This window comes from Sedimentitalea todarodis (genome assembly GCF_032595355.1).
Classification (GTDB): domain Bacteria; phylum Pseudomonadota; class Alphaproteobacteria; order Rhodobacterales; family Rhodobacteraceae; genus Sedimentitalea; species Sedimentitalea todarodis.
On the sequence record NZ_JASMWN010000036.1, the window covers coordinates 1 to 23,476 of the forward strand.

The 23,476-nt window shown below is 59.5% G+C and carries 20 protein-coding genes and 2 pseudogenes; 6 read left to right on the plus strand and 16 right to left on the minus strand.

The window, feature by feature from the left end; translation table 11 throughout:
* The 4 genes and pseudogenes from QO231_RS24130 to QO231_RS24145 form a co-directional block, all read right to left on the minus strand.
* Window positions 1–1,124 (minus strand): IS91 family transposase (locus tag QO231_RS24130; RefSeq protein WP_316782359.1); only part of this gene is annotated, 1,124 nt, incomplete at its 3' end.
* 12 nt (window positions 1,125–1,136) lie between these two features.
* On the minus strand, window positions 1,137–2,024 hold the full coding sequence (locus QO231_RS24135) for a tyrosine-type recombinase/integrase (RefSeq protein WP_316782361.1): 888 nt from the start codon (window positions 2,022–2,024) through the stop codon (window positions 1,137–1,139).
* Window positions 2,025–2,270: 246 nt separating this feature from the next.
* Window positions 2,271–2,663, minus strand: coding sequence for a hypothetical protein (locus tag QO231_RS24140; protein WP_316782363.1), 393 nt, complete (start codon window positions 2,661–2,663; stop codon window positions 2,271–2,273).
* Window positions 2,660–2,926, minus strand: a pseudogene (locus tag QO231_RS24145) (recombinase family protein); the annotation flags it as partial. The pseudogene QO231_RS24145 and the gene QO231_RS24140, both read right to left, overlap by 4 nt.
* Before the next feature lie 493 nt (window positions 2,927–3,419).
* On the opposite strand from QO231_RS24145, the gene QO231_RS24150 reads away from it, so the two are divergent.
* Both QO231_RS24150 and QO231_RS24155 read left to right on the plus strand, forming a co-directional pair.
* Entirely contained in the window at window positions 3,420–3,797 is a 378-nt protein-coding gene (locus QO231_RS24150; protein ID WP_316782364.1) for a recombinase family protein, read from the plus strand.
* A gap of 135 nt (window positions 3,798–3,932) precedes the next feature.
* Complete coding sequence (locus QO231_RS24155) at window positions 3,933–4,121, plus strand: recombinase-like helix-turn-helix domain-containing protein (protein WP_316782387.1); 189 nt, start codon at window positions 3,933–3,935, stop codon at window positions 4,119–4,121.
* A 134-nt stretch (window positions 4,122–4,255) separates the two neighbouring features.
* Here QO231_RS24155 and QO231_RS24160 read toward each other — a convergent pair whose 3' ends face one another.
* The gene (locus QO231_RS24160; protein WP_316782365.1) at window positions 4,256–5,698 is read right to left on the minus strand and encodes a hypothetical protein; all 1,443 of its coding nucleotides are present in this window, start codon (window positions 5,696–5,698) and stop codon (window positions 4,256–4,258) included.
* Window positions 5,699–5,805: 107 nt separating this feature from the next.
* Here QO231_RS24160 and QO231_RS24165 point away from each other — a divergent pair, with 107 nt between their 5' ends.
* A complete protein-coding gene (locus tag QO231_RS24165) occupies window positions 5,806–6,033 on the plus strand; it encodes a D-Ala-D-Ala carboxypeptidase family metallohydrolase (RefSeq protein WP_316782367.1) in 228 nt (75 codons plus the stop codon).
* A 126-nt stretch (window positions 6,034–6,159) separates the two neighbouring features.
* On the opposite strand, the gene QO231_RS24170 is transcribed toward QO231_RS24165, so the two are convergent.
* The 11 genes and pseudogenes from QO231_RS24170 to QO231_RS24220 form a co-directional block, all read right to left on the minus strand.
* A complete protein-coding gene (locus QO231_RS24170) occupies window positions 6,160–7,035 on the minus strand; it encodes a DUF1186 domain-containing protein (protein ID WP_316782368.1) in 876 nt (291 codons plus the stop codon).
* A 592-nt stretch (window positions 7,036–7,627) separates the two neighbouring features.
* Window positions 7,628–7,894: pseudogene (locus QO231_RS24175) on the minus strand (IS110 family transposase); the annotation flags it as partial.
* 177 nt (window positions 7,895–8,071) lie between these two features.
* Window positions 8,072–8,833 (minus strand): SDR family NAD(P)-dependent oxidoreductase, encoded by a 762-nt coding sequence (locus QO231_RS24180; protein ID WP_316782369.1) that lies wholly within the window; start codon window positions 8,831–8,833, stop codon window positions 8,072–8,074.
* Between the two features lie 18 nt (window positions 8,834–8,851).
* A complete protein-coding gene (locus tag QO231_RS24185) occupies window positions 8,852–9,838 on the minus strand; it encodes an acetamidase/formamidase family protein (RefSeq protein ID WP_316782370.1) in 987 nt (328 codons plus the stop codon).
* A 44-nt stretch (window positions 9,839–9,882) separates the two neighbouring features.
* On the minus strand, window positions 9,883–10,596 hold the full coding sequence (locus tag QO231_RS24190) for an ABC transporter ATP-binding protein (RefSeq protein ID WP_316782372.1): 714 nt from the start codon (window positions 10,594–10,596) through the stop codon (window positions 9,883–9,885).
* The gene (locus tag QO231_RS24195) at window positions 10,589–11,290 is read right to left on the minus strand and encodes an ABC transporter ATP-binding protein (RefSeq protein ID WP_316782373.1); all 702 of its coding nucleotides are present in this window, start codon (window positions 11,288–11,290) and stop codon (window positions 10,589–10,591) included. The genes QO231_RS24190 and QO231_RS24195 overlap by 8 nt, the downstream gene beginning before the upstream one ends.
* Before the next feature lie 14 nt (window positions 11,291–11,304).
* Window positions 11,305–12,384 carry an ABC transporter permease subunit gene (locus tag QO231_RS24200; protein ID WP_316782375.1) on the minus strand — a complete coding sequence of 360 codons (1,080 nt, stop codon included), beginning with the start codon at window positions 12,382–12,384 and terminating at the stop codon, window positions 11,305–11,307.
* A complete protein-coding gene (locus QO231_RS24205) occupies window positions 12,381–13,253 on the minus strand; it encodes an ABC transporter permease subunit (RefSeq protein WP_316782377.1) in 873 nt (290 codons plus the stop codon). The genes QO231_RS24200 and QO231_RS24205 overlap by 4 nt, the downstream gene beginning before the upstream one ends.
* Window positions 13,254–13,342: 89 nt before the next feature.
* Window positions 13,343–14,584, minus strand: a complete 1,242-nt coding sequence (locus QO231_RS24210; RefSeq protein ID WP_316782378.1) for an urea ABC transporter substrate-binding protein — start codon at window positions 14,582–14,584, stop codon at window positions 13,343–13,345.
* Between the two features lie 49 nt (window positions 14,585–14,633).
* On the minus strand, window positions 14,634–15,260 hold the full coding sequence (locus QO231_RS24215) for an ANTAR domain-containing response regulator (RefSeq protein ID WP_316782379.1): 627 nt from the start codon (window positions 15,258–15,260) through the stop codon (window positions 14,634–14,636).
* A complete protein-coding gene (locus QO231_RS24220; RefSeq protein ID WP_316782380.1) occupies window positions 15,257–16,414 on the minus strand; it encodes a transporter substrate-binding domain-containing protein in 1,158 nt (385 codons plus the stop codon). Before QO231_RS24220 ends, QO231_RS24215 begins: the two co-directional genes overlap by 4 nt.
* 1,535 nt (window positions 16,415–17,949) lie before the next feature.
* Here QO231_RS24220 and QO231_RS24225 point away from each other — a divergent pair.
* From QO231_RS24225 to QO231_RS24235, 3 genes are read left to right on the plus strand one after another with little or no spacing between them, the layout of a single operon-like run.
* Window positions 17,950–19,698: an adenylate/guanylate cyclase domain-containing protein gene (locus QO231_RS24225; RefSeq protein WP_316782381.1), complete on the plus strand. Its 1,749-nt coding sequence runs from the start codon at window positions 17,950–17,952 to the stop codon at window positions 19,696–19,698.
* 30 nt (window positions 19,699–19,728) lie between these two features.
* Complete coding sequence (locus QO231_RS24230) at window positions 19,729–20,931, plus strand: phosphatase PAP2 family protein (RefSeq protein ID WP_316782383.1); 1,203 nt, start codon at window positions 19,729–19,731, stop codon at window positions 20,929–20,931.
* A gap of 21 nt (window positions 20,932–20,952) precedes the next feature.
* On the plus strand, window positions 20,953–22,980 hold the full coding sequence (locus QO231_RS24235; RefSeq protein WP_316782385.1) for a S8 family serine peptidase: 2,028 nt from the start codon (window positions 20,953–20,955) through the stop codon (window positions 22,978–22,980).
* Window positions 22,981–23,476 lie beyond the last annotated feature (496 nt).

A 23,476-nucleotide genomic window follows, 5' to 3' on the forward strand; every position in this document is an offset into this window, starting at 1 on the left:
CGCATGGGCCCGCCGCAGTCGGGGCATGGTTCGCGCAGGGTGAGCGGGATAATCTCCGCGTCCACTTGTGGTTCCGGTTCGGGTTGTTGCGCCCCAAGCAGACTTCGGACCTTTGCTATATTGGCCTTTCGACCAGCACTGGCGAGCAGGCCATAGTGCCGGATGCGGTGGAACCGATCCGGAAGCACATGGATGAGAAAGCGGCGAATGAACTCAGGGGTGGCGAGTTGCATGGTCTTTTGCCGGTTGTCTGATTTGACGCGATAGTCTTTCCATCGGAATGTGACGGTGTTGGCGTCGGCGCTGACGAGGCGACTGTTGGAGATAGCGACGCGGTGGGTATATCGGCTGAGATAGGCCAGCACCGCTTCGGGACCGCCGAAGGGTGGTTTGGCGTAGACCACCCATTCGGTATTGCGCAAAGGGGCAAGATATGCAGCGAAGGCGTCAGCATCTGACAACCGGATCAGATCACCGAAGAAAGCAAGCTGCCCGGTGTGATGCAGCGCCAGCAGTCCTTCGATGAACAGACGGCGAAACAGTCGAGAGAGTACCCGTACGTGTAAAAAGAAGCCCGGGCTGCACGCGACCCAGCGATTGCCACTTGGCGACAGGCCACCACCCGGTACGATCATGTGGACGTGGGGGTGATGGGTCAGTGCCGAGCCCCAGGTGTGCAAAACGCTGGTCATACCAACGCGTGCGCCGAGGCGTTTGGGATCGGCTGCAATTGTCATAACCGTTTGCGCAGACGCCTGGAACAGCAGGCCATAGACCGCCCGTTTGTTCCAGAACGCAATCTGCGCGATCTCGGCTGGCAGGGTAAAGACCACGTGGAAGTATTCCACAGGTAGCAGATCCTTGGCGCGCGCTGCCATCCAGTCGCGCGCGGCTGGGCCCTGGCACTTGGGACAGTGCCGGTTCTTGCAGCTGTTGTACGCAATGTGCTGGTGGCCGCACTTGGTACATCCCGCCACATGCCCGCCGAGCGTCTCCGTCCGGCAAGCCTCAATCGCCGACATCACCTTGAGCTGGCTGAAACTCACATGCCCCGCATTGGCCCGCCGCCACGCAGGACCATACTTGCGGAAAATGTCAGCGACCTCCAGCCTGGGGCGAGACACCCGCCCCGGACGTTACCGGGGTCCTTGTCGGAGCGAACGACGATGTAATGTTTTGAGCGCGTCAAACGGGCTCACCGTGTCCCGGATCGTTTTGGTAGCGACCTGGGTGTAGCGCGCTGTTGTGCTCAGCTTGGCATGGCCGAGAAGCACCTGAATGATCCGGACATCCGTCCCCGCTTCCAGCAGGTGGGTGGCAAAGCTGTGTCTCAAGGTATGCAGGGTCGCGGGTTTGGAAATCCCAACCAGATGTTTGGCCGAGTTGAAAGCCCGACCGAGTTGTCTTGATGTGACCGGGTTGATCTTGGGCTTGCCCGGAAACAGCCAGCCCTCGGGCCGCGCTTCGCGCCAATAATCGCGCAGCAGGTCCCTCAGATCTGGTGACAGCATGACCTTGCGATCCTTACGCCCCTTGCCCTCGTCGACATGGATCAACATGCGGTCACTATCGATGTCGCTGACCTTGAGATTGCAGACTTCTGATGCCCGCAGGCCCCCACCATAGGAAATGCTGAGTGCCGCACGATACTTCAGTCCAGGTCCGGGCGCGGCAGCAAGCAACTCCGAAACATCTTCGATGCTCAGCACCACCGGCAGCTTACGCGGCTGGGTGCGGAACTGCATGTACTTCTTCATCTCTTCACGTCCGCAGGTCTTGCCGAACAGAAACCTCAGCGCCATGATCCGCACGTTGTAAGTTGTCGGCGTCACGCCGGTATCGGTCATGTGCAACTGATAGGCGCGCAGATCATCCGGTGTCGCAGTATCCGGAGACCGCTTCAGGAAACCGGCGAAATCCTTGACCGCCCGAATGTGCGCCTTCTGCGCCTTGTCGCCCATCCCGTGGATGCGCATATCCTCGATCATCCGCGCTCGCAGCGGGCTCATCTTCTCCTGTGTCATGGGAACCTCCTGTTTGACGTTTGAGAAGTCCCAATCGTCAGACAGGTGCGTCAGATATCAAAATGCGCTGCGGTCACGGCAAACACGATAAACCCGCAACAAGCGCCATTGCCGCGGCAGCGGCTTCGTCCTCGTCCGCAGTGCAGTCACACGACGGACGAAAATGCTGCACGATGCATGAATAATCGGTCTGGCGATGCTGCTGCGCCGCGTCAGTTCGTCCGGCGGGTGTCAGCATTGGGTCGTTCAGGACGGTCCGGCCATGAGCTGTCGTTGCGTTTTCCAGTCCAATGGAAACGGCTCCAGCATCATAGCGAGCGTCATTTCCGACTCTTGCTGCCCATCCGCGATCTTCTCCACGAGGCTTGGCGCGAGGAGTGTCAATCGCAGGACGCGGGTCATGTAAGACGGCGCGATCCTCTCGCGATCAGCCAGTTCGGCGATGGTCGTGAACTCGCCAGTTTCGAGCATACGCTTCCATCGAAACGCTCGTGCCAGCGCCTTGACCAACGTGTTGTCCATCTTGCACTGGCTGGATGCCCCATCCGGCATCTGCATCTCCTTGCGGCCGCCGCGTTTCACGAGGCGAAACGGGATGTGCACGGTCACCGTTTCGGGCACTGGTTTCGCGCGGCTCATGCCGCCGTTCCTAGATCAGCCATCATTTCTCGTGCCAGCCCACTCAGGCCATCCATGCGGAGGCGAACATTTAGGCCATCGGTACCGATGTCGACCCGCTCTACCAGCAGCGCCGCGATGCGCGCCTGCTCAGCGGGGAAGAGTTCATCCCACAGCGGATCAAGACGGGTCAGCGCGTCACGGGCATCGGCCTCGGTGATATCGCCGTCCTGTGCGCGTGCCGCTTTCCATGTGCCCGCAACAATCTCGGGTTGGCGGGAAACCAGTGCCATCGAGCATCAGGGCCAGACACCCTTTACCACCGTGGTGCGCGAGATCGTCAGCCCTTCGGAGAAGTTGCGGGCCCGTCTGGATCAGATCGCCGAACGCCAGCGGCTGGCAAGTCCCAAGGAGAGCAAAACCACATGAGGGGCGCAAGCCGAAACCGGGCAGCCGCAGGGACGCACCGGCACCGCCGGATGCCCTGCCCCGCTGCCCGGCGCATCTGGGGCGCTGCATGAGCGAGCTTGGGTTGACGCCGGTTTCGCGAACGCGGCTGCCTGCATGTGAGGTTCCGGAAAAGGACCAGGTACGATGGTGCGGGTTGTGTTCGCAAACACCGACGACGACGCTCCCGGTGGCGATGCAGCACCAGCGGAGACCGGCTGCGGTGTCAGGGTCACGCGAACCCTCATGTGAAACCACCGCCACTGGACTACACTATTGGCCTGGGATCGATGTACACACCTGCCTGACGAACGTTACGCAGGTTTGTACATGGTCAACAGGACTGCCCCATTTCTCCGTTTTGTCGCCTACGAGCGGGTCTCGACGGCCCGGCAGGGCAAGTCGGGGCTCGGCCTGGAGGCGCAGAGAAAATCCATCGGGGATTTCGTATCGGCCCGCAGCGGCACACAGATCGGTCGCTTCACCGAGGTCGAAAGCGGGTGCAGGAACGATCGCCCGGAGCTTGAGAAAGCCCTGCAGCTGGCGAAACTCACCGGCGCCACGCTGATCATCGCCAAGCTGGACCGGCTCTCCCGCAACGCCGCCTTCCTGCTGACCCTCCAGAGCAGCGGCGTCCGCTTCCTCGCCGTCGACATGCCCGAGGCCAATGACCTCACCGTCGGCATCATGGCGCTGGTCGCCCAGTAGGAACGCGAGGCCATCTCGCGGCGCACCAAAGAGGCGCTACAGGCCGTCAGGGCCCGAGGGGCGAAGCTCGGCAACCCCAATGGCGCCGCCGCGCTCAGGCGGGCTGGAAAAGGCGGTGTGGCGCTCAGGACGGTGGTGACGGCCAATGCGGACGCGTTCGCCTCTGGACTGTCCGACACCGTGACTTCCATCCAGACGGAGGGACACGAGACCCTCCGTGCAATGGCAGACGAACTGAACGCACGTGGCATCCTGACTCGGCAAGCGAAGCGGTGGCACGTGTCAAGCGTGCGGAACTTGCTGAAACGGCTGGAAAGCCTCTGAAGCTCTCGCCCCCATGCGTCTAACATTGAGTAATGTGTTGCTGGGCCCCTGTATCGACGCCAAAAGGGATGCCGATGTACAGTCTACGATTGTTTTGACCAACGGTAGGAACGTTCGGCTCTCGCATTCCCAATTTACGTTCTATTCCCAAGTGTTTTCCAGACCTCGCGCAAGACCCAGAACGAAATGAGGCCCAGCAAACCGCTCGTCACAACGCCGACTGCCAATATCGGGCGCGCCGCAGCCTCCGGGGCGGTCACCACGTAGAGGGTCGCTGGCGGCATTACCATTACCGAAGTACCGGAAATGACCCGAGCGAAACGATCGCCATACACGCCGATCCAAGGTGCCAGTTTCGGTTCTCCGCCCTTGTAAAGGCGCTGCAGTAACGATCTCAGGTGCAACAGGAAGTAGATTTGCATTACCAGCACAATTGGCGCCCCCCAGGATGAAACTTTCGCCACGGGGATCGCGAGACCGAAGATCGCGACCTCCCCTTCTGATTGCCGTGCCTTGCTCTCGATAAAGGCCGTGACCTTGTCGAAATAGAGATCGTCATTGCCAGCCGCGACTGCGCTCAGTTCGGGAAAATTGAGTGCGTAGGAACCGGGTAACCACTCCAATCCGAAGTAGTCGATGAACGCGCTTTGTGCATCGAACGTGCTTATTTCGACCGGAGTCACCATGGAGATAGTTGCGGGTTCGGACGGGCGCAGGGCGCCGAAGGGAGTGGGATTGATTGGTAGAACTGCTCCCTGAGGACGCGTTGGATTTGGCAGGAGTTTAGCGATTCCGTTGGCGGCCATGTCGATATGTCCGACGAATTGATACTCAGGACGCCACTCGTGGTCGACGCGATCACGCCAGATGAGCTCCTGCTGCGGGTTTGCAATGGGTTCCAGTCGCATCGAGACCCTGATGCCGTCCGCGGGTGGTGCTTCAGAATAGGGCCATGTGCCAAGGCGGCTCTCGGATGGTCCCATGGTCTCAGGGAATATCGACGTGGCCTCTGTCACGGTCAGTGTGATCCGGCCCAGCACATTCCAGATTGTTTCGAATTCCTTCAAAGTTTGTGGCGCGGCCAGAAGGAGCGGAGCAATCTTTGGTTGGAATTCTGTCTGCTGCAGCGGTGCGAACTGTCGATCACGTCGTTCTGGGCTAGCCAGTTCAGACCAGAGAGGTCCATTGCGATCAAGCGGGCCGGGTGCAGCGGATGGATGGGCCAGTTCCAGCAGTTCTTGTTGCAATGGAAGTAGTGTCCAACTGCGGTCGATATCCAGCCGGACCGGGCCGGCACCCCGCTGGTTTGGCGTTTCGAAAGGTCGCGGTTTGCCGCGCAGATCAGATGCCGCGCTTTCCACCCAATCCGGTTGCCACGCTTTGGACAGGGCAACAATCTCGGAGAGTTGTGCCTGTGCCAGATCAATTTCTTCCGGTCGCCCCGCAGTTACCAGAACAAAGAGACCGACGCAGGCCACGAGCAATGAGAAATGGATCGATCGCAAATGCAGGACGATGTCCTTGGCGTCGATGATCAGATCTTTTCCGACTGGATTCGTTTCATCATTCTCATTCATCGCATTTCCAGTCTACACGGCGTTTCCATCCATTCAAAATGGTCTGTGGAGAGCAATGGCGATAGAAATCGCTCGGATCAGAGTGCCAGTGTTTGCCAGCTCGCACGGTGAAGCTGCTGATCGTGCCGTCCGTCCATCGCAGTCCCGAAAACAACCGCACCGTCGGCGGTGTCACGCGGTTCAAGCACATGGACGGCGCGGCCTTCGACATCGCCATGTCGAACCATGATCCGCTTGCATTCAAGGCGGAGGCACGCGCGATGGGGTTCCTCAGGTTCGGCTTCTATCCGCGTTGGGATTTCTTCCAAGCCGACATCGGCCCCTCCCACCAGTGAGTTGATGGCGGGGCCGGAACCATCAAACCCGTTTCATGACGAGCTGGATCACAGCGGCGAACCGTTCGCTCAAGTTAGTTGAGGTGAATGCTTCCGGCACGCAGGGTCATGTTGGCTGGGGACGGGTCAATGCAGGCAGCATTTCTTGAACTTCTTGCCGCTGCCGCAGGGACAAGGATCGTTGCGGCCAAGCTTGTCCGGCGTCTTTGTGAGAGCCTCTGTCCATGGGGCCACGCGCAAAGCGTTTTCAACTTTTCGGGTCTTTTGCTGAGCGAGGAAAGCATCGGAATAGCAGTGCCATTTCGACAGGTCGTCGATGGCATCGGTGATCAGGGATTTCTGGTAACGGCGGTTTGCGGGTGAACCATCGGCCGTGAGGGTGGCCCCCAGATCCTCAAGGAAATGCCCGAAGTCGCAGTAGTCCTTTGGGATCAGGCCCTTGTCGAAGACTTCGCGCACGGTCTCCGACATGTCTTCAAGCCCGAGAGCGGCAACGGCGTCCATCCAGCTGGTTAGGACATCACTCGAAGCCCTGGGGCAGCGCTGGCGAAAGGTCCGAAAGTAATCTTCGATCGCCGGTCGATGGGCGGTGTGCAGTTGCGCAATCAGAACCAGGGCGCTCATCAGGGAGCTGCGGGCAAATTCATCAGCCCGCTTGTCCTCGATCGCGTCGAAAATGGGCCTCAAGTCTCCATCGAATGTTCCGGCGATGACGCGAAAACTCGATTCCGTCACGGCGTCTCCGAGGAGATGGTCGATGACTTTGGTTGGGCGACGGAGCAGCTCAACCAACGGGCGATAAGCGCGTGGATCTTGCCATTCGCCAAGCAGGTGGAAGACCGGAATAAAGGCCATCACGTCAGTGTCCTTCATCTCTGGAATGCGTTGTCGCGCAAGGCCGCTGACCAGATCGACGAAGACTGGCATCATTTCATCGCGCCTGGTTCCCGCTTCGGCCATCGCCGCTTTCGGAAAAATATCGTCGCGCGCGAGATCGCGCATGATTTCTGCTGGGGTCATGGCTTTGCCTTCAATCTGCTCATGATTGGCCTAATGAAACAGAACCGCCAGGCAGGTCAATTCAGATTTCGGCACGCCACGACTTTCTGGTCCGCCGCTACGCGCTGGCCATTCAGCGTTCCCTTGGCTTGGCGCGCGTCAGCTAGAACGAAAACCGGTGGACTTTCGCAGTGCGGCGAACCATCGCAGCGCTCGACTGCGAGTTTGCGACCGCCGAAGGACGGCGGATCGTTCTGCAGTGCGTGTGACGACATCAAAGGAACTTTGATCCGTGCGCCTGTTTGATCGCTTTCGCCGCTGGGTCCCCGGTGGTCACGACGGCGCGTCCGCTCGCCTGGAATGCGCGCTGCCCGAGTGGCGGCATCGGTGCTGACAACCGCCGCTGGAAAACATCAATTCGCTTGTCGCCTCGGACGGCCCGCGGCTTCTTGCACAGTGATGTGAACTGGTCGTGACTAACGGCTTACTATATCATATGGACACAATCACTCAGCGCAAAAAGCAAGCGGGGTCTTGCAGATCGCCTCGGCATAGACGGCATTGTTCGGCGAAAAAAAACAATTCACTTGATCCTATTCTTGCCTGCCTCACCCTGTCGCTTGACGTAGGCTGGCGGGATGAGCCGCACCTCTTGGCCAAGCTTGCCGATTTCCCGTTTTCAGAAGCGCACACCACCACACTCTTCCATCGCGACAGTTTAGGAAGGCAACTGCCCGAAAAACGCAATGAACTGATCCCGTTTCAGTTTCTAGTGCAGCAGTGCCCGGCCTGAGGCGTCGGCCTCATGCGTTAGGATTGCATTCTTCGCCAATTCTAACCCAACCGTAACAATCTCCAACATGACCGTCTTCCATTGTGGATCATCGCAAACCCACCTTGGCACATTGATGCCGTCGGGGGAGGTCACGTCTTCAGCACCCGCCTTGGCCGCTGTCCGATTTCGCAACCGAGGCGAGGCCACGCGGAAAAAGATGCGCAATGCCGGGCTCACTCTTGGCGGCGGAACCCGGCATCGACATCAGAGTTGAACACCCTTCGTTAGGGCGCCGTCGATCACGAGGTTGGTTCCAGTGGTGAAGCTGGACGCCGGACTGGAGAGGAAGACCACGCCCCGGGCGATTTCCTCCGGTTGCGCCATCCGACCGGTCGGGTTCAACGCCAGCGCCTCGGCATAGAGGTCAGGCATGTTGGTTTCGATGTTCTGCCAGATGCCGCCTTCGAAATAGGTGTTCCCCGGCGAGACCGTGTTGGCACGGATGCCCTGCGCCGCCAGCTTGTAGGCCAAGCCCTGCGCATAATGAACAATGGCCGCCTTGAAGGCGCCGTAAGCGGGGCCAGTGAAGTCAACCTCGCGCCCCGAGACCGAGGAGACGAGCGTGATCGAGGCCGCCTTGCTATTCTCCAGCCAAGGCATGGCCGCGTTCACCAACCGGACTGAATGCATCATGTCCGTCTCGAACCCGGCGTGCCAGGCGGATTCGTCATCGGCCACGGCCAGGGCCGAGACGTTGCCGATCACGATATCGATCCCGCCGAGCGCCTTGGCCGAGCTCGCGACCCAGGCTTCCAGTGCCGCCTTGTCCGATACGTCGACGGCCATACCATGCGCAGTTGCGCCAGCGGCCGTCAGGCGCGAGACCGCCGCTTCTATATCCGCCGCGGTGCGGGCGCAGATCGATACGGCGGCCCCTTCGGCCGCCAGGATTTCAACGCATCGCAGTCCGATGCCCTTGCTGCCGCCGGTAACCAGGGCGCGCAGCCCCTTCAGACCCAAATCCATAGCTTCAACTCCCTGTCGTCATTTCAGATATTTTTTCTCGATTCCGGCGGCGAGGCTGTATTTCGGATCGACCATGTTGCCCAGTCGCACCTTGCCGCACATCGTCAGCAACATGTAGGCGTCGGATTCAGATTGTCCGGTTTCAGCGGCGACCCAGCGCACCAACTCGCGGTAGGCAATGCGGGCGGCATCCTCCATCGGGCGGGCCGAGCCGATGAACATCATCTTGTCCTCGGTTTCAAGCTGCGGCCAGCCGTTGCCGTGGCCCTTGATCAGGTCGATGTGGATTTCGACCGTCGCCGGGATTTCCAGCGCCACGCCGCACAACTCTCCGTCGCCCTGAATCGCGTGGCAGTCGCCAAGGTACAGGTAGCCGCCATCGGTGTTGACCGGCAGATAGATGATCGACCCTGGCGCGACGTCTGGCACATCCATGTTGCCGCCGTAATAATCCGGCTGCAGGGAAGAGATCGCCTCGATCTGCGGTGCAGTGCCGATGGTGCCGATGAACGGTTCATACGGAAGGGTCAGCGTGTCGGACCAGTGCACGCCATCTTCGTCCACGACGACTTTTTTCACCTTTTCGGGCAGCGGTGGGTTAAGCAGCGCGGTATCGCCCGTCGCCACAAGCCCGCCGAATTCCGTCAGCAAGCAGGTGGTGCCTACGGGCTGGGGCCCGCGCGGCCTGATCGAGATGATGCGCACCGCCAGCGCGTCCCCCTTTTCCGCGCCCTTCACATAGATCGGCCCGGTCTGCGGATTGAGAAACGGAAAGTTCAGCAGGGACGACGGATTGTCCACCACTTCGGTGATCGCGCCCTCGAAGGCGTCGTGGGTTTCCACGGTGACAACGGCGCCCGGCTCGACCTCGAGAACGGGTGTCGCATAGGGGCCGTAGACGTAATGAAAGGTGCCTTGATCCTCGATCGTGATCTTTTGGTGGGCGCCTTCGATCCCGTGGGCGACGCCTCTTTGCGCCATGATGGATGTGCTCAGCCAGGACATGTTCTTGCTCCTTTTGTACTTGTTGCGTTATTGCCTTGAATTGGTCAGATGGTCAGATACTTGCGGACTTCGTCACGGGACCGGATTTCGTCGGGGCCAAGATCGGCGACGATGCGACCCTTTTCCATCACGTGGCCACGGTCGGCGAGCGTCACGATCAGGTCCAGGTTCTGTTCGACGAGCAGCACCGACACCTCGCTTTCCGCGTTCAGTGTCCGCACATTGCGGGCGATGTCCTTGATTATTGACGGCTGGATGCCTTCGGACGGTTCGTCCAGCAGCATTAGTGTCGGGTTGCCGATCATCGCGCGGGCGATGGCCAGCTGCTGCTGCTGTCCGCCCGACAGGGTTCCGGCCCGCTGACGCGACCGTTCCTTCAAGATTGGAAAGAACCGATAGACGCGGTCGTAATCCGGCGTGCCGCGCCCGCGCCCGGCGACCTCTCCGACCAAAAGGTTTTCGCGGATGGTGAGTTCGGGAAACACCTCGCGGCCCTGCGGGATATAGCCGATTCCGTTACGCGCGCGGGTATCTGCCCCGTCCGCCGTTGCATCTCGCCCCTGGAACTGGATCGTCCCGGCGTTGGATTTCAGCAGTCCGGTGAGCGTGCGCATCAGGGTGCTTTTCCCGACGCCGTTGCGCCCCACGACGGCAATGATCTCGCCCCGTGCGATGGTCAGGTCGACCCCCTGCAGTACGGTTTCGCCACCATAGCCCGACCGCAAGCCCGAGATGTTCAGAAGCGGTTGATCAGACATCGGCTGTCCCCAGATAGATTTCCTGCACGCCGGGATGGTCGACGATCTCAGCGATCGTGCCTTCGGCAAAGATCGACCCGAAATGCAGCACCGTCACCCGCCGCGCGATTTGTTCCACAAAGGCCATGTCGTGTTCGACCGCCAGAATGGTGATGCCGCGGCCGTTGAGATCGTTCAGCATCTCGCCGGTCTTGCGCGTCTCGTCCGGGGACATGCCCGCGGTCGGTTCATCAAGCAGCAGCAGCTTGGGTTCTACCCCGACGGCCATGGCGATTTCCAGCCATTGCTGCTGACCGTGCGCCAGGATTCCCGCAGGCGTCGTCTCTTCGGCGCGCAGGTCCGTGAAGTCGAGCATTTCGCGGATCGTCGCGCCTAGGCTCTGCCCGTGGAGGTGGCCCTGAAAGGCAACCTCGAGGTTCTGGCGTACCGACAGCGCCTTGAAGATGCCCGGTACCTGGAACTTGACCGAGATGCCGCGCCGGATGCGCTGGAACGACCGCAGCCCGGTGATGTCGCTGCCGTCAAAGGTGATCGTACCCGCGTCTGGCGCGTGTTCACCCAGCAGTAGGCGGAAAAAGCTCGACTTGCCCGCGCCGTTCGGTCCGATCAGGCAGTGCATGGCGCCGACGGACAGTGAAAAATCGATGCCGTTTGCGACGACCACGCCTCCAAAGGCCTTGCGCAGGCCCTGCACCCTGAGGATCTCGGTCACGATTTGCCCCTCTTGAAGATTTGGCCCAACAGGGTCATCGCACCCAGCACCAGACCCTGTGGTGCGACCAGAACCGTGACCAGCAGCAGCGCACCCATCACGACCAGCGCATATTGGCTGCCGTAGATGGTCAGGGTCTGAAAGCCGGCCAGCACGACAATCGTGCCGATCAGCGTTGCGGTGATGTCGCGCCGCCCGCCGACGGCAACCCAGACGATGGGCAGCGCAGCGGAGGTCAGGCCCATGCTCGACGGGGTGATGTACTGCCCCCAAGCGGTATAGAGCGCGCCCGACAGCGCGGCAAAGGCGCCGCCGATGGCAAAGGCCAGCGTCTGGTACAGCCGCACGTCATAGCCAAGCATGCCGACGCGGTGCGGGTTCTCGCGGATCGCCACCAGCACGTTGCCAAAGGGCGAATTCAGCATGATACGCAGACATAGGTAGCAGACCACCACCAACCCCAGCAGCAGGTAATAAAGCGACGGACCGGGATAGAGCACGATGTCCCCGCCGAACCACGGCAGGGTCAGCGGCGGCATACCGGACATGCCGTTGAACCCGTTCAGGCGCGCCTCGCCGATGCGCCACTGCGGCCCGGCAGTCTGCGCCATGAAGGTTTCCAGCACCAGCGTCACCGACAGGGTGACGATGCCGATGAACACGCCCTGGATGCGCCCGTAGAACATGAAATAGCCGATCACCAGCGCGAACAACCCTCCGATCGCCACCGCGAGCACCAGCGCGAGGACGGTCAGCCCATAGGCCGCGCCTAAGTTCAGCGTGATCACGCCGTAGGCATAACCGGCAAGGCCAAAGAACGCGGTCTGACCAAAGCTCAGCGCCCCGGCATAGCCCCAGACAATGCCCAGCCCCATCGCCATGAAGGTCCAGATCAGGAAATAGGCGGCATTGCCGACGGTCCAGGCGTCGGCCATCAGCGGATAGGCGGCGGCGGCGGCCACGGCGACGGCGGCCGCGACCCAGAAAGCCGGTCCACGCCCCATGGTTTGCGGCCCTTCGAGGCGGGCCAGCAGGCTGCGGGTGCGGCTGCGAGGTGCAGTCTCGGACGAGATCACCGTGTGGTTCCCTTGAGCCAGCCCGAAAGACCTCCGGGCAAGATGCGAATAACGAGGATTACGGTGACCAGCAGGCCGATCTGGCCAAAAAGCTGGCCATACCAGGCGGTCAGACCGGCCTTGATCAGCGCGAGGATCGTGGCGGCGGGTGCGGCCCCCACAAAGATATCGGCACCGCCGACGACCACAGTCACGAAACTTTCGACGATGAAGGTCGAGCCCATGGTAGGCACCATCGTCATGGTCGGGGCATAAAGCCCGCCCGCGAGGCCCGCGAGCGCGGCACCCAGACCGAAGGTTAACCCGTACATCCGCCCGGTGTTTACCCCTAGCGCATGAGCCATCTGTGGTTTCTGGATCGTGGCGCGGGCGATCACGCCGAACCGGCTGTGATAGAACAGCAGGTACAGCCCGCCCAGCAGGCCAAGCGCGCAGGCCATCAGCACGAGGCGGTACAGCGAATAGGACCGATCGCCGACGTCGATGCTGCCCAGCGGAGTGCCAACGCCCTGCATGGTTGATCCCAACACGATCAACACACCCTGCGTGGCGATCAGGCTGATGCCCCATGTGGCAATGATCGAATCCAGCGGGCGGTGATAGAGGTGTCGGATCACCAGCCGTTCAACCACCATGCCGACCACCCCGGCGACCAGCGCGCCGGCCAGTATCGCCAGCGGCAGCGGCAGACCGGCACGCGCGGTACTGGCCGCGACATAGGCGCCGCACATGATGAATTCGCCATGGGCAAGGTTGATAACTCCCATCATGCCAAAGATCACGGCCAGCCCGGCACAGGAGATTACCAGAAAGGCGAAGGTGTCGCCGAATTGATAGAGCATGGCAAAGACGCTCTCGAACAGGGCCATTTGCGGTGCCTCGTGGTTTCGGGGAAAGGAACGGGAAATGGGAAGGATGCCGGGCAGGAGGGTCCCGCCCGACAATGGTGGTCAAACGGTCACTGCGCCGGCGGCGGCGAGGAGGGCGTGTACTGCGCGCTCGGATCGTTCTTAGTCAGATCGCAGCCCGCATCGCCCAGCCAGTAGGGCTTGATGTCCTCCCAGACCTTGGGAAAGCTGATCGAATGATCGTCGTTCACCTTGGCCAGGTAGATCGTGTGCGACATGTGCTGGCTTTTCGGATCGAGGCAGACATTGCCGGACGGTCCGTCAAAGCAGACGTCGCCCTCAGCCAGAACGGCGCGGATGGCGTCGTGGTCGGTGGTGCCTGCCCGTTCGACCAGTTGCTTGTAGAGGTTCATAGCGATGTACGAGTTCGCGGCTTCCTGGTTGATGTAAGGTTCGTCCGGGAACATCGCGTGGAACTTTTCGACAAAGGCGTTCGAGGCCGGGCTGTCGATCTCTTCGATGTAGTTGGTGGTGACGAACATGTTGGCAAGGCTCGGCGGGGTGAACCGTTTGTGCTCATACCCCTGACCGACGTTGACCGACGACGCCATCGGCAGGCCGACATTGGCCGACGCAGCCTGTTCGTAATAGGACGCTTGCGCTGCCCCGACCAAAAGGGTCACGACGAAATCCGCCTCGGTCGCCTGGATGTTCTGGATGGTCTGGCCGAACTGCGACACGCCCAGCGGAATGAACTCTTCTCCCGCCATGGTGCCGCCGTTCTCCTCGACGATCTGGCGTACCCATTCCGCCGAAATCTGGCCAAAGTTGTAATCCGCCGCCAGCGTATAGACGTTGGGTCCGTACTCTTCCATCATCCAGGGGATCAGGGTCGAGAACTGCTGTTCCGGCACCGCTCCGGTGACGATCATGTTGTTGTCACAAACGCCACCTTCGTACTGGTTGTTGTAGAAGGCAAGTCCGTCGAACTGGTTGACAATGGGGCGATACGCCTCGCGCGAGGCCGAAGAGAACCCGGCGAACACCACGTCGACCTTGTCGGACTGGAGCACCCGGCGCATGAATTCCTGGTAGCGGCGATTGTCGGACTGGGTGTCATATACCACCAGTTCGACCGGGCGGCCGTCGATGCCGCCGGCGTCGTTAATTTCCTTGGCAGCCAGCTCGATGGCATGAACCTTTACCATTGTCGCGGCGGCGAAATCGCCGGACTGGTCTTCGAGAACGCCGATCCGGATGGGACCGTCCTGGGCGAATACGGGGGCCGCGGCGACAAGTGCCAGGGCGGCACCGGCCATCAGGCCGGCAAGGGTCGGTCGATTGCGTGTCATTAGTCTCTCTCCACTGTTGCTTGATCTGTCGGGTTGTATGGTGCGCCGATTAGTCTGGTCTTGTTGCGCGACCGTATTGCGGCCATGCGTCCTGTGCAGGGTCGGGGCCAAGTCCGATGGCATGGCGCGCCATTTCCTCCATCGGAATTCTGCGCTGCATGGCTTCGCGCCGCAGCCATTCATAGGCATCCTCTTCAGACAGGCCGCACCCGGTGATGAGCTGCATTACCGCCTTCGTCACGAAGCGTCGTCCGGCCAGGCGCCGGCTGAGCGCCTGCACCTCATTTTTGTGTCGAATCCGCACGGCCTGTTCGTTCACCGCCAGAAGCAGCGCGGTGAAGATGCCCGAACTGCGCACTGGCTTGAGGATATGGCTGGCCGCGCGGTGCTGGATCACGCGGGCAAGACGGCTGGGCGCCTCACTGCCGATCAGAGCGATCAGGGGAAGATCCGCGACTGCGGATTCGTCAAGGGTGGTGTCCGCACCGTCATCAGCATCGAAAAAGATCACGTCGAACGGGACCGGTGCACCTTCGGTGGCGGGCAGCGCCCGGGCCACCGTGATTTTGAGCCCCAATTTGTGGAGCGTCCGTTCCAGTGTCTGGCAGCCGCCGTCGGGCGCCATGATCAACAGCGCCCGAAGCCCGCGAAAGTTCTTCTGGATTGACCGACTCATTGTATCAGCCGCAGATCACGGCTGTCGCCGTCGCGGGCGTCATGCGCCCAGGTCAGGTACGGATCGGGGCGCAGCGCCGCAGGATGTTCCACCAGGATGTCAAAGCTGCCATCGCTGCGCGACCGCCCGATGCGCGGCCGCATCCAGCAGTGCAGGTTGTCGCCGTCCACCGTCACCTGGCCCTGCGGCGCGTCGAAAGTCAGGTCGCGCACCGCTTCGCGCACTGCCTCGAACCCGGTGCTGCCGGCGCATTCGGCGGCCCGCGCCAGCAGATGCACCGCCACATAGGCCGATTCCGCATCCGCCGATGCCTGCCCCATTTGCCCGAACCGCTCGTTCCACAACGCGGTGAACTGGCGGTTTTCGTCGGATTTGATCGTCGAAAAGTAGACTGAGGACGACAGATGCCCCGAGGCCGCGTCACCCAAAAGGGGCAGTTCAGCCTCGGACAGGCTGCAACTGGCGACGGGCATGTCGCTAGGCTGGTCGATCCCGGCCGCCTCGGCCGCTGCCCGCAGCATTTTCAAAAAGGCAAAGCCGGATTGCCCGATCAGCGTGGTAAAGACGAAATCCGGGCAGTCCGCGACGATCTGTCGGACCACATCGCCCAAGTCGGTTTCCCCGACGGGAAAGTACCGCTCGCCCAGGACTGCGCCTCCCGAGGCAGCGATTGCCTCGCGCAGGATGCGGTTGTTTTCCCATGCCCAGACATAGTTTGATCCGACCATCCAGCCGCGCGTGCCGAACTGCCCCAACAGATGCCGCGTCAGCGGAACGATGTGCTGGTTCGGGGCCGCTCCGCTGTAGACGACGTTTTCCGATGTCTCGAAGCCCTCGTAGTGGGAAGGATACCACAAGAGCGCATCCGCCTTTTCGAACAGCGGCAGCACCTCCTTGCGGCTGGACGAGGTGTAGCAGCCGACGACATGCTTCAGCCCGTGGTCCCTCAGCAATACCCGCGCGCCCTCGACATAGCCTGCAAGACTTCCTGCCGGGTCAATGGTCACGGGTATGAGTTTCACTGGCTGCTGCGGGCGGGCATTGATCTCGCCGATGGCCAGTTCCGCGCCGGCGTGAATGGCACGGCTCACGGCCTCATAGGAGCCGCTCTGCGAAATCAACAGGCCAATCGGGAGTTCCAGTCGCTGTGTCATCAGTACCCAGAAATGAAGAAGCCCCTGACAGCATGTTTGCTGCAGAGGCTGCGTTGCCATCCGCTTTTCGCGGAAATGTACCTTTCGAACTGCAGCGGTCTCGCCATTGAGCCCATGGCCGCACGTAACCCATCGTAGGGCGCGATCGAATGGTTTGGCAAGCGATTTGGCGACTGCATGCTTGTATCGGCGGGGGTGCTGCACAGAAAATGTGCAGAGTGAGCCCTGTCCTGTCCTTGGTAGTGCCCGAAGTGAACCAGGCTATTCGGTGCCCCTGCTGTCTGGCTTTACCCCGTGCCATTTCCGCACGCCAATCTCGCGAGACCGCGGCCAAAGTGACGCGTCTGGGATCATTCCGCCTGCATAGGCTTAAGCCAACTACTAAGCACAGGATACCGCGCTCGATATGGTCGCATGCAGTGAGGCAATCGGTCTCCGTCAAAAATGGCGCTGGTCACTGGGCCTAGGCCAAAAGCATCGGATAGTTGTCGGGTGGCGTTCCTCCGTTCCTCTCCGGAAAACCTCTCATGAGTCCAAGCTGGACGACGCGATCCCTCAACAAGACAGGAGTTTGCTGGCCTTCTCCCCGCCATAACTGCGGCAGGGATTGTGGCTACGACGAAGTACGACAGAGTTCTGAGATGGGCGAGGATCTTGCGGATGTCGTGCGGCAGTTCACCGTTACATGACGCCTGCTCCGCATTAGCCGTCGTGGTCGACCATTGAGGGGGCGTTCGGAAGACCATGCGCGGGCCGAAATTTTTCAATGCTTTAGGATCGGAGAAGGTTCGCTGCCAGTCCCGTCCCCTCCGCCACTTGCCATTGAGAAACCGTTCTCCACATCCTAGCCGAGCCAGATTTTCTCGTTGTTTTAGAGGGTTATGCGAGGTGGGCTGAACACTGGCCTATGTACCAAGAGGGCCAAGAGCGTTCTCTCGAGCCGATATTCTCCGGACCTGTTGACTGCAACGATTTGGTGTTCAGGTTTTAACTAATTGATATTTATCAATCTTTCACAAAGTCTCGAATTCACTTCGATGCCAGTCGCGTCCGGTCAGATGGAACTGGGATCGAACCAGATCAGGCGTCCAAAGAAGTGTGGTTCAACAGACGTTCTGCGATGCGGTATTCGACACGAAGGGCGGGAAGTGTGAATTCGCTGCTTTGCAGCAAGAACTAGCGGAGATCGCCAAAGCGGACCTTTGACACGGCGAACCGGGGCGGTCTTGTTTCGGGACAGTTCTTTCAGGGAACCCGTCGTTCGCTACAGTGGCGAGCCACCTACGCGGCAACGATCCGAAGCCGACATTCAGAACGAACCATAATCGAGGGTTTCTCTGCATCACCGAAGGCATGGTCAGAGCCGCAAGGACGCTTCGACCATGACTGATCCTGTTGACTGTCGGGTCGAACTTTTGCGGAAACTGCCAGAATGTGTTACGAAAGGCTCAATTTAACTGCGTAGTTTACGTCCTTTGCGCCGAATAATTTGGTCAGGATGAATTTTTTTATTGAATGTTCAGAGGAGATTTAAATTGGAGCGCGGGGTCAGAGCGATATTGGTCGCTGATGTGGTTGAATCCATACGCCTTGTTGAGCTGGACGAAGAAGGAACAATCCAAAGGTGGCAGGATCTCCTGAAGCTTGCTGACAGTGTTGTTTTTTCAAGAATGCACGGGAGAATAGTCAAGACGCTGGGCGATGGCGTACTGGTCGAATTTAAGGCTGCGCGCGAGGCGGTTGCTGCCGCAAAGGAACTGCACGCGTTGGTCGTCTCGGGCAACGAAGATATTTCTTTGGACAAGCACATTATGCTGAGAATCGGAATCGACTTTGACAATGTGATCTTGCAATCAGAGGATGTTTTAGGTCGGGGCGTGAATCGTGCTGCACGGCTTATGTCTTTGGCCAATCCTGGTGAAACGATCGTTTCCTCTGGTGTCCGTGACAGTTTGACGGACGCTGTCGACGGGATGATTGAAGATCTCGGAGAGTGTTTCTTAAGGCATTATCCGCGTCCTTTGCGAGCGTTTCGCATCGCCTCGACGTCAAACGGACCTCAGCTTCCGCCTGGTGGATTTGACATCAAATTGCGCCCAGTTCTGGCGATTGTTCCCTTTCAACCAACCCTCGGAGATGAAGGAACTGATCGCACCGGCGATGTCGTTTCCGAGGAAATCATCCGAATTGTGTCGAGATCCAGTGACATCGCCGTGGTATCACGCTTGTCAACAGCAGCATTGAGCGCACGCTTGCTGACCATCAGCGAAATGGCCAGCCTTTTGAAAGCTGACTACATTCTGTCGGGCTTTTACTGTGTGGACCGTGGCATCGTCATGCTGGATGCAGAATTGGCAGAGAGCGGTTCAGAGACAATCATTTGGGCAGATAAATTCGAGGTGCCCCTTACTGCTATCCTGGGCCGCGAGTCATCGCCATGCGATAGGATCGCTGCTGGTTTGTTTGGAGCGATCACACTGAACGAGTTGTCGATCTCGCGCAAGCGACCGCTACCGACACTCAAGTCGTACACTCTGCTGCTCAGTGCGGTAGAGTTGATGCACCATTTGTCGCCCGTTGATTACCAACAGTCGCGGCGACTCCTGGAGGCGCTGATTGATCGGAGCGGCAGGCAAGCGGTTCCGCTCGCCTGGATGGCAAATTGGCACGTGCTTCGCGTCATACAGGGATGGTCCGAGGATCTTGAGCAAGACACAAATCTGGCGATGCGAAACTGCGAGACGGCGCTCGATTCTGACCCGGAATGCGAGTTGGCACTTGCAATGGACGGGTTCGCCAACCTGCATCTGAAACGGAGATTTGATATTGCCGAAAGCCGTTTCGACGATGCTCTCCAAAGCAATCCAAGTTGCGCTATTGCGCGTTTGCTCAAAGGCACAATGTATGCCTTTTCTGATCGCGGGGACCTCGCTGTCAAGGAGACCGAAAATGCAATCTCGCTTTCTCCGCTTGATCCGCACCGGTTCATTTTCGAGACTCACTGCGCTGGCGCACATCTCAGCGCCGGGAATTTTCAGCGCGCTGAAGAACTCGCGCGCATGGCCTATCGCAGCAATCGGCGGCACGCTTCAGCGCTGCGTATCTTGACAGTTGCCCTTTGGGAACTCGACCGCCGAGACGAAGCGCACGAGGCCGCCCGCGCGTTGCTGAAGATCGAACCCGACCTGACGAAAGACCGCTATCTCAAGCGTTCACCAAATTCCGATTTCAAAATCGGAAGACGCATTGCCGATGTACTGCAACTTGCCGGGATACCTGCCTGACAGAAAGTACGAAAACGAAAGGGAAAAAGAATGACTGTATTGTCAACGCTAGGAAGTCACGGCAGTCATGGTAGCCACGGCAGTCATGGCAGTCATGGCAGTCATGGCAGCCACGGTAGTCACGGCAGTCATGGCAGTCATGGCAGTCACGGTTTGGGCCACTACGACAGCAGCGGCCTGACGGATGCGTTGATTACAACGCGCGACGGAATCACCGGACCATGGGTTTTGCCAGGTACCACTCCAGCCGAGCATGACGGTGAGAATGCCAGCAACCTTGAGAAATGGTCGCCTCGGGTGCGCGGCGCGGTGATTGATTTCGAGATTGCCAACCGACTCGCCTTTACAACAAATCCTTCGCCACCCGCTTCACCGCCCGACCAGGCCGACGACATGTCTAGAACCGCCATGCTGTGGCACACGGGTGTGCCTTCCGGCACGCCGCCAAGCGCGCAAATGTTTGAGATCGCTAAGTTTGACCGCCCGTCAGATGCATTTTTTAAACTGCAGATGAAGTATCTTGAGCACTGGGCAGAACTGAGGCCTGATCGTGCCGTCGAAATCCTCGAACAATTGCAGAGCCCGGCGCCTTTTCTTGCGTCAATCGCGTTCATGCGGGCCGACACGAAACGCTGGACAATGGAATTGTTGGACACCGTAATCCGCCTCGCTCGGCTGGTGGAATACAGGTTCAAGCATTCGCTGGCTTGCCGAAGGCCGAACGAGTATTCCCCGCAGGTTCAGCCAATCATCATGACCCCGGGGCACGGTACGCTGCCATCCGGCCACGCCACTGAGGCGTTTGCCGCCGCGACTTTGCTGTTGCGTTTGCTGAAGGATACCGAAAAGCCCCCTTACTGCGACACCGCTTACGTGATCCAGTTCATGCGTCTTGCAGCGCGTATTGCCATCAACCGCACGGTCGCCGGAGTTCACTTTCCGATCGACAGTGTCGCCGGCGCGATGCTGGGTGTGACGCTGGCGAACTATCTCTATGCACGGTCACACCCAACCGCCGGTCAACGCATGTACAACGCCTATCATTTCGATGGTGCCGCAGCGGACGACCGGGATTTCGATTGGACGGACGTCTGTGACGCCGCTGCTCTGAATGTAAAGGTCGGCGGCGGTCACCCGTCCATGAAGGATTACAAGAGCGGCATAGACCTTGGCGCGGATCAGTCCCTAATCCTTGAATGGCTTTGGAAAAAGGCCAAGAGCGAATGGACTTAGGCGATATGAAGGAGTCTCGAAATGGCCTGGAGCTTTTCTGAACCCTGGCGCGGGGATTATGATCTGCGGAGCATCGTTGGCATGGACGCGCGAGCCAATTGGCTTTTGGGCGTGCGGCGGGCTGAGTTTTTGCAGGAGAATGACGATACGCTGGTGCCCTTTCTGGTAATTTTCGATCGGGAGGCGTGGATCGACCCGATGTCCGAATTCCTAAGTCAGATGAATGAACGGACAGGGGTTAATGTTGTTGATTTCATGATTGAAGGCTACGGCACGCGGCTAATCGCTGCAAATGTCATCCCGCTTCTCGCCAATCTGAAATTCTTCATTGATCTGAGCAAGTTCGAGGGCGATGGCGTGACCAGCGCATTCCGGGAAGAAGCGAAGTCGATTATTCTGTCGAACCCGTCTCCGATGTTTAGCGGACATACGGGAACACTGACGCTCCCCAACCCGAAGTTTTTGGCCGGACCTCCGGCAGAATCGGTAATAACTGCTGTGATCGACGACGGTATTGCCTATGCGCACGAACGTTTTCGCGACGCGACCAACAAAACCCGGATCTTCGGCGCGTGGGACCAGTCCCTGCCATTTTTTGACAGTTTCCTCAGCAAGGCCGAGATCGAGGCTGATTTCGCCACCAAGGACGAGGACCAGATCTACCGCGACCTTCGCCTTGTGGATTTCAGCGTGCCAGGCCACAAATCGGCGGCGTGGCGACGGGCACACGGGACGCACGTACTCGATCTTGCCGCTGGGTTCCCGCCGTCAGAGAACAAAACTGATCGGCCAATTTTTGCTGTTAACCTGCCCGAGCGGGTGGTCGCCGACACCTCAGGCAAGTTCCTCGATTTCTATCTGTTCCTTGCGGCGTTCTACATCGCACTCCGCGCCAACGCGCTCTTTGCAGCCGGTGTCACTGCACGCCCGGTGGTGATAAACGCCAGCTTCGGTCACTCTACCGGCTCTCACAACGGTGAAGCCCGGGTCGACGACTATATTTCAGGGATCAATGCCTTTGCAGCCGAGGGGGTGAAATTCATCGTACCGGCGGGCAACGGGCATCAAAGCCGCTGCCATGCCATGATTAATGATCTGGGAAGTCCGGTGGAATTCGACTGGATGCTTCTACCGAACGACATGACTGACAGTTTTTGCGATATCTGGCTGCCTGAGCAGGCGGAAACCGACCGCATCAAGTTTACAATAACGCCACCGGGTGGCATCGCCCATGAAATCACGGATAAAGTCGTCGCCCTTAATCCCTTGCCAGCAGTCGATCTGCTTGACCAGAAAGGCACAGTAGTTGGTCGCGCTGAGGTCGTTCGAGCGGCACTGAACCGCTATAAGATATGCATTGCGCTTCATGCCACCGACCGCTTTCAACCTACCAACGAAGTGGTTGCGCCCTCTGGGCGCTGGCATCTAAAATTCGAAGCAGGGGAAAATAATCTAACAGATACAATTAACTGTTGGGTGCAGCGTGACGATTCGATCTACGGATATCCGCAACGCGGACGGCAATCTTACTTCTTCCACCCGGATTACGATCGGTTTGACAAGTATGGCCAAGAGATCCGGGACGATGAACACGTTGAACAAGGCCCATGCCCCGTCACCCGCAAGAGCCTCCTCAACGGGATTGGCAGCGGTCGGGAAACCATCACCGCGGGCGGCTACGTTGGTAAGACTTGCAAGCTTGCTCGCTATTCAGCTGGCGGGCCGAACGTTCAACCTGCCGAGGCCCCCGACCATTTTCGCAAGCCCGACGTCCTGCTGGTATCGGACGACTCGCCAGCGCTGCTGGGCGTGCTCGCGGCTGGCAGCCGGTCGGGATCGGTGGTCTGGATGAACGGAACCAGTGTCGCCGCCCCGCAACTGGCGCGCCACATCGCGGACTTGATTGCCGCCGGAGATACATTCGGGCGCCCGGAACTTAAGACCAAAGCAGAGACCGAAGATCCTTGCGCGGGCGAGCCATTGAACGAAGACCGTGGCGGCTGGGGTCGGCTCAGCAGGGCAGATTCGCACAAAGTCGACCGATTGTAACGTCCGAAGCGATGCATCTGGATTGACCACACAGATTTTCGCTAAGAAGCATTGCATGACCAACCCTGCCCTTTCTGATTGAAGCTCGGCTAGCCCCACAAACGACACTGGATGCGCTCCAGCGCCGAACACCATCATCAGGCGCTGATGCTGCGACCTCGGAGAAAACCATGGCCCCGAATGGGTATCCCGCTCACCTGCCTGACAACTCCGTATTCGAAGAACGGTTTTTGTCCGTTCCGATGGCGACCTCTAACACAGGTGCAGCGAAATGGCGCTTTGTACTGCGATGTGTGAGCTCTAATACCTCCGGAGCTGCGCATGCAGCGAATGGCCGGTCCGGTGAAACTGCGCCGCAGCGTCGGTAGTTGCGATGAACGACCGCTCTGATGCAGGTTTCTCGGACGCCATGAGCGACGTTTGGGTAGCGCGTGGCGTTGCCTGGCGTCGGAGAAGCGCTCAGGCGGGAAATCGCGGGGTTGGTCTTGGTGGGCCG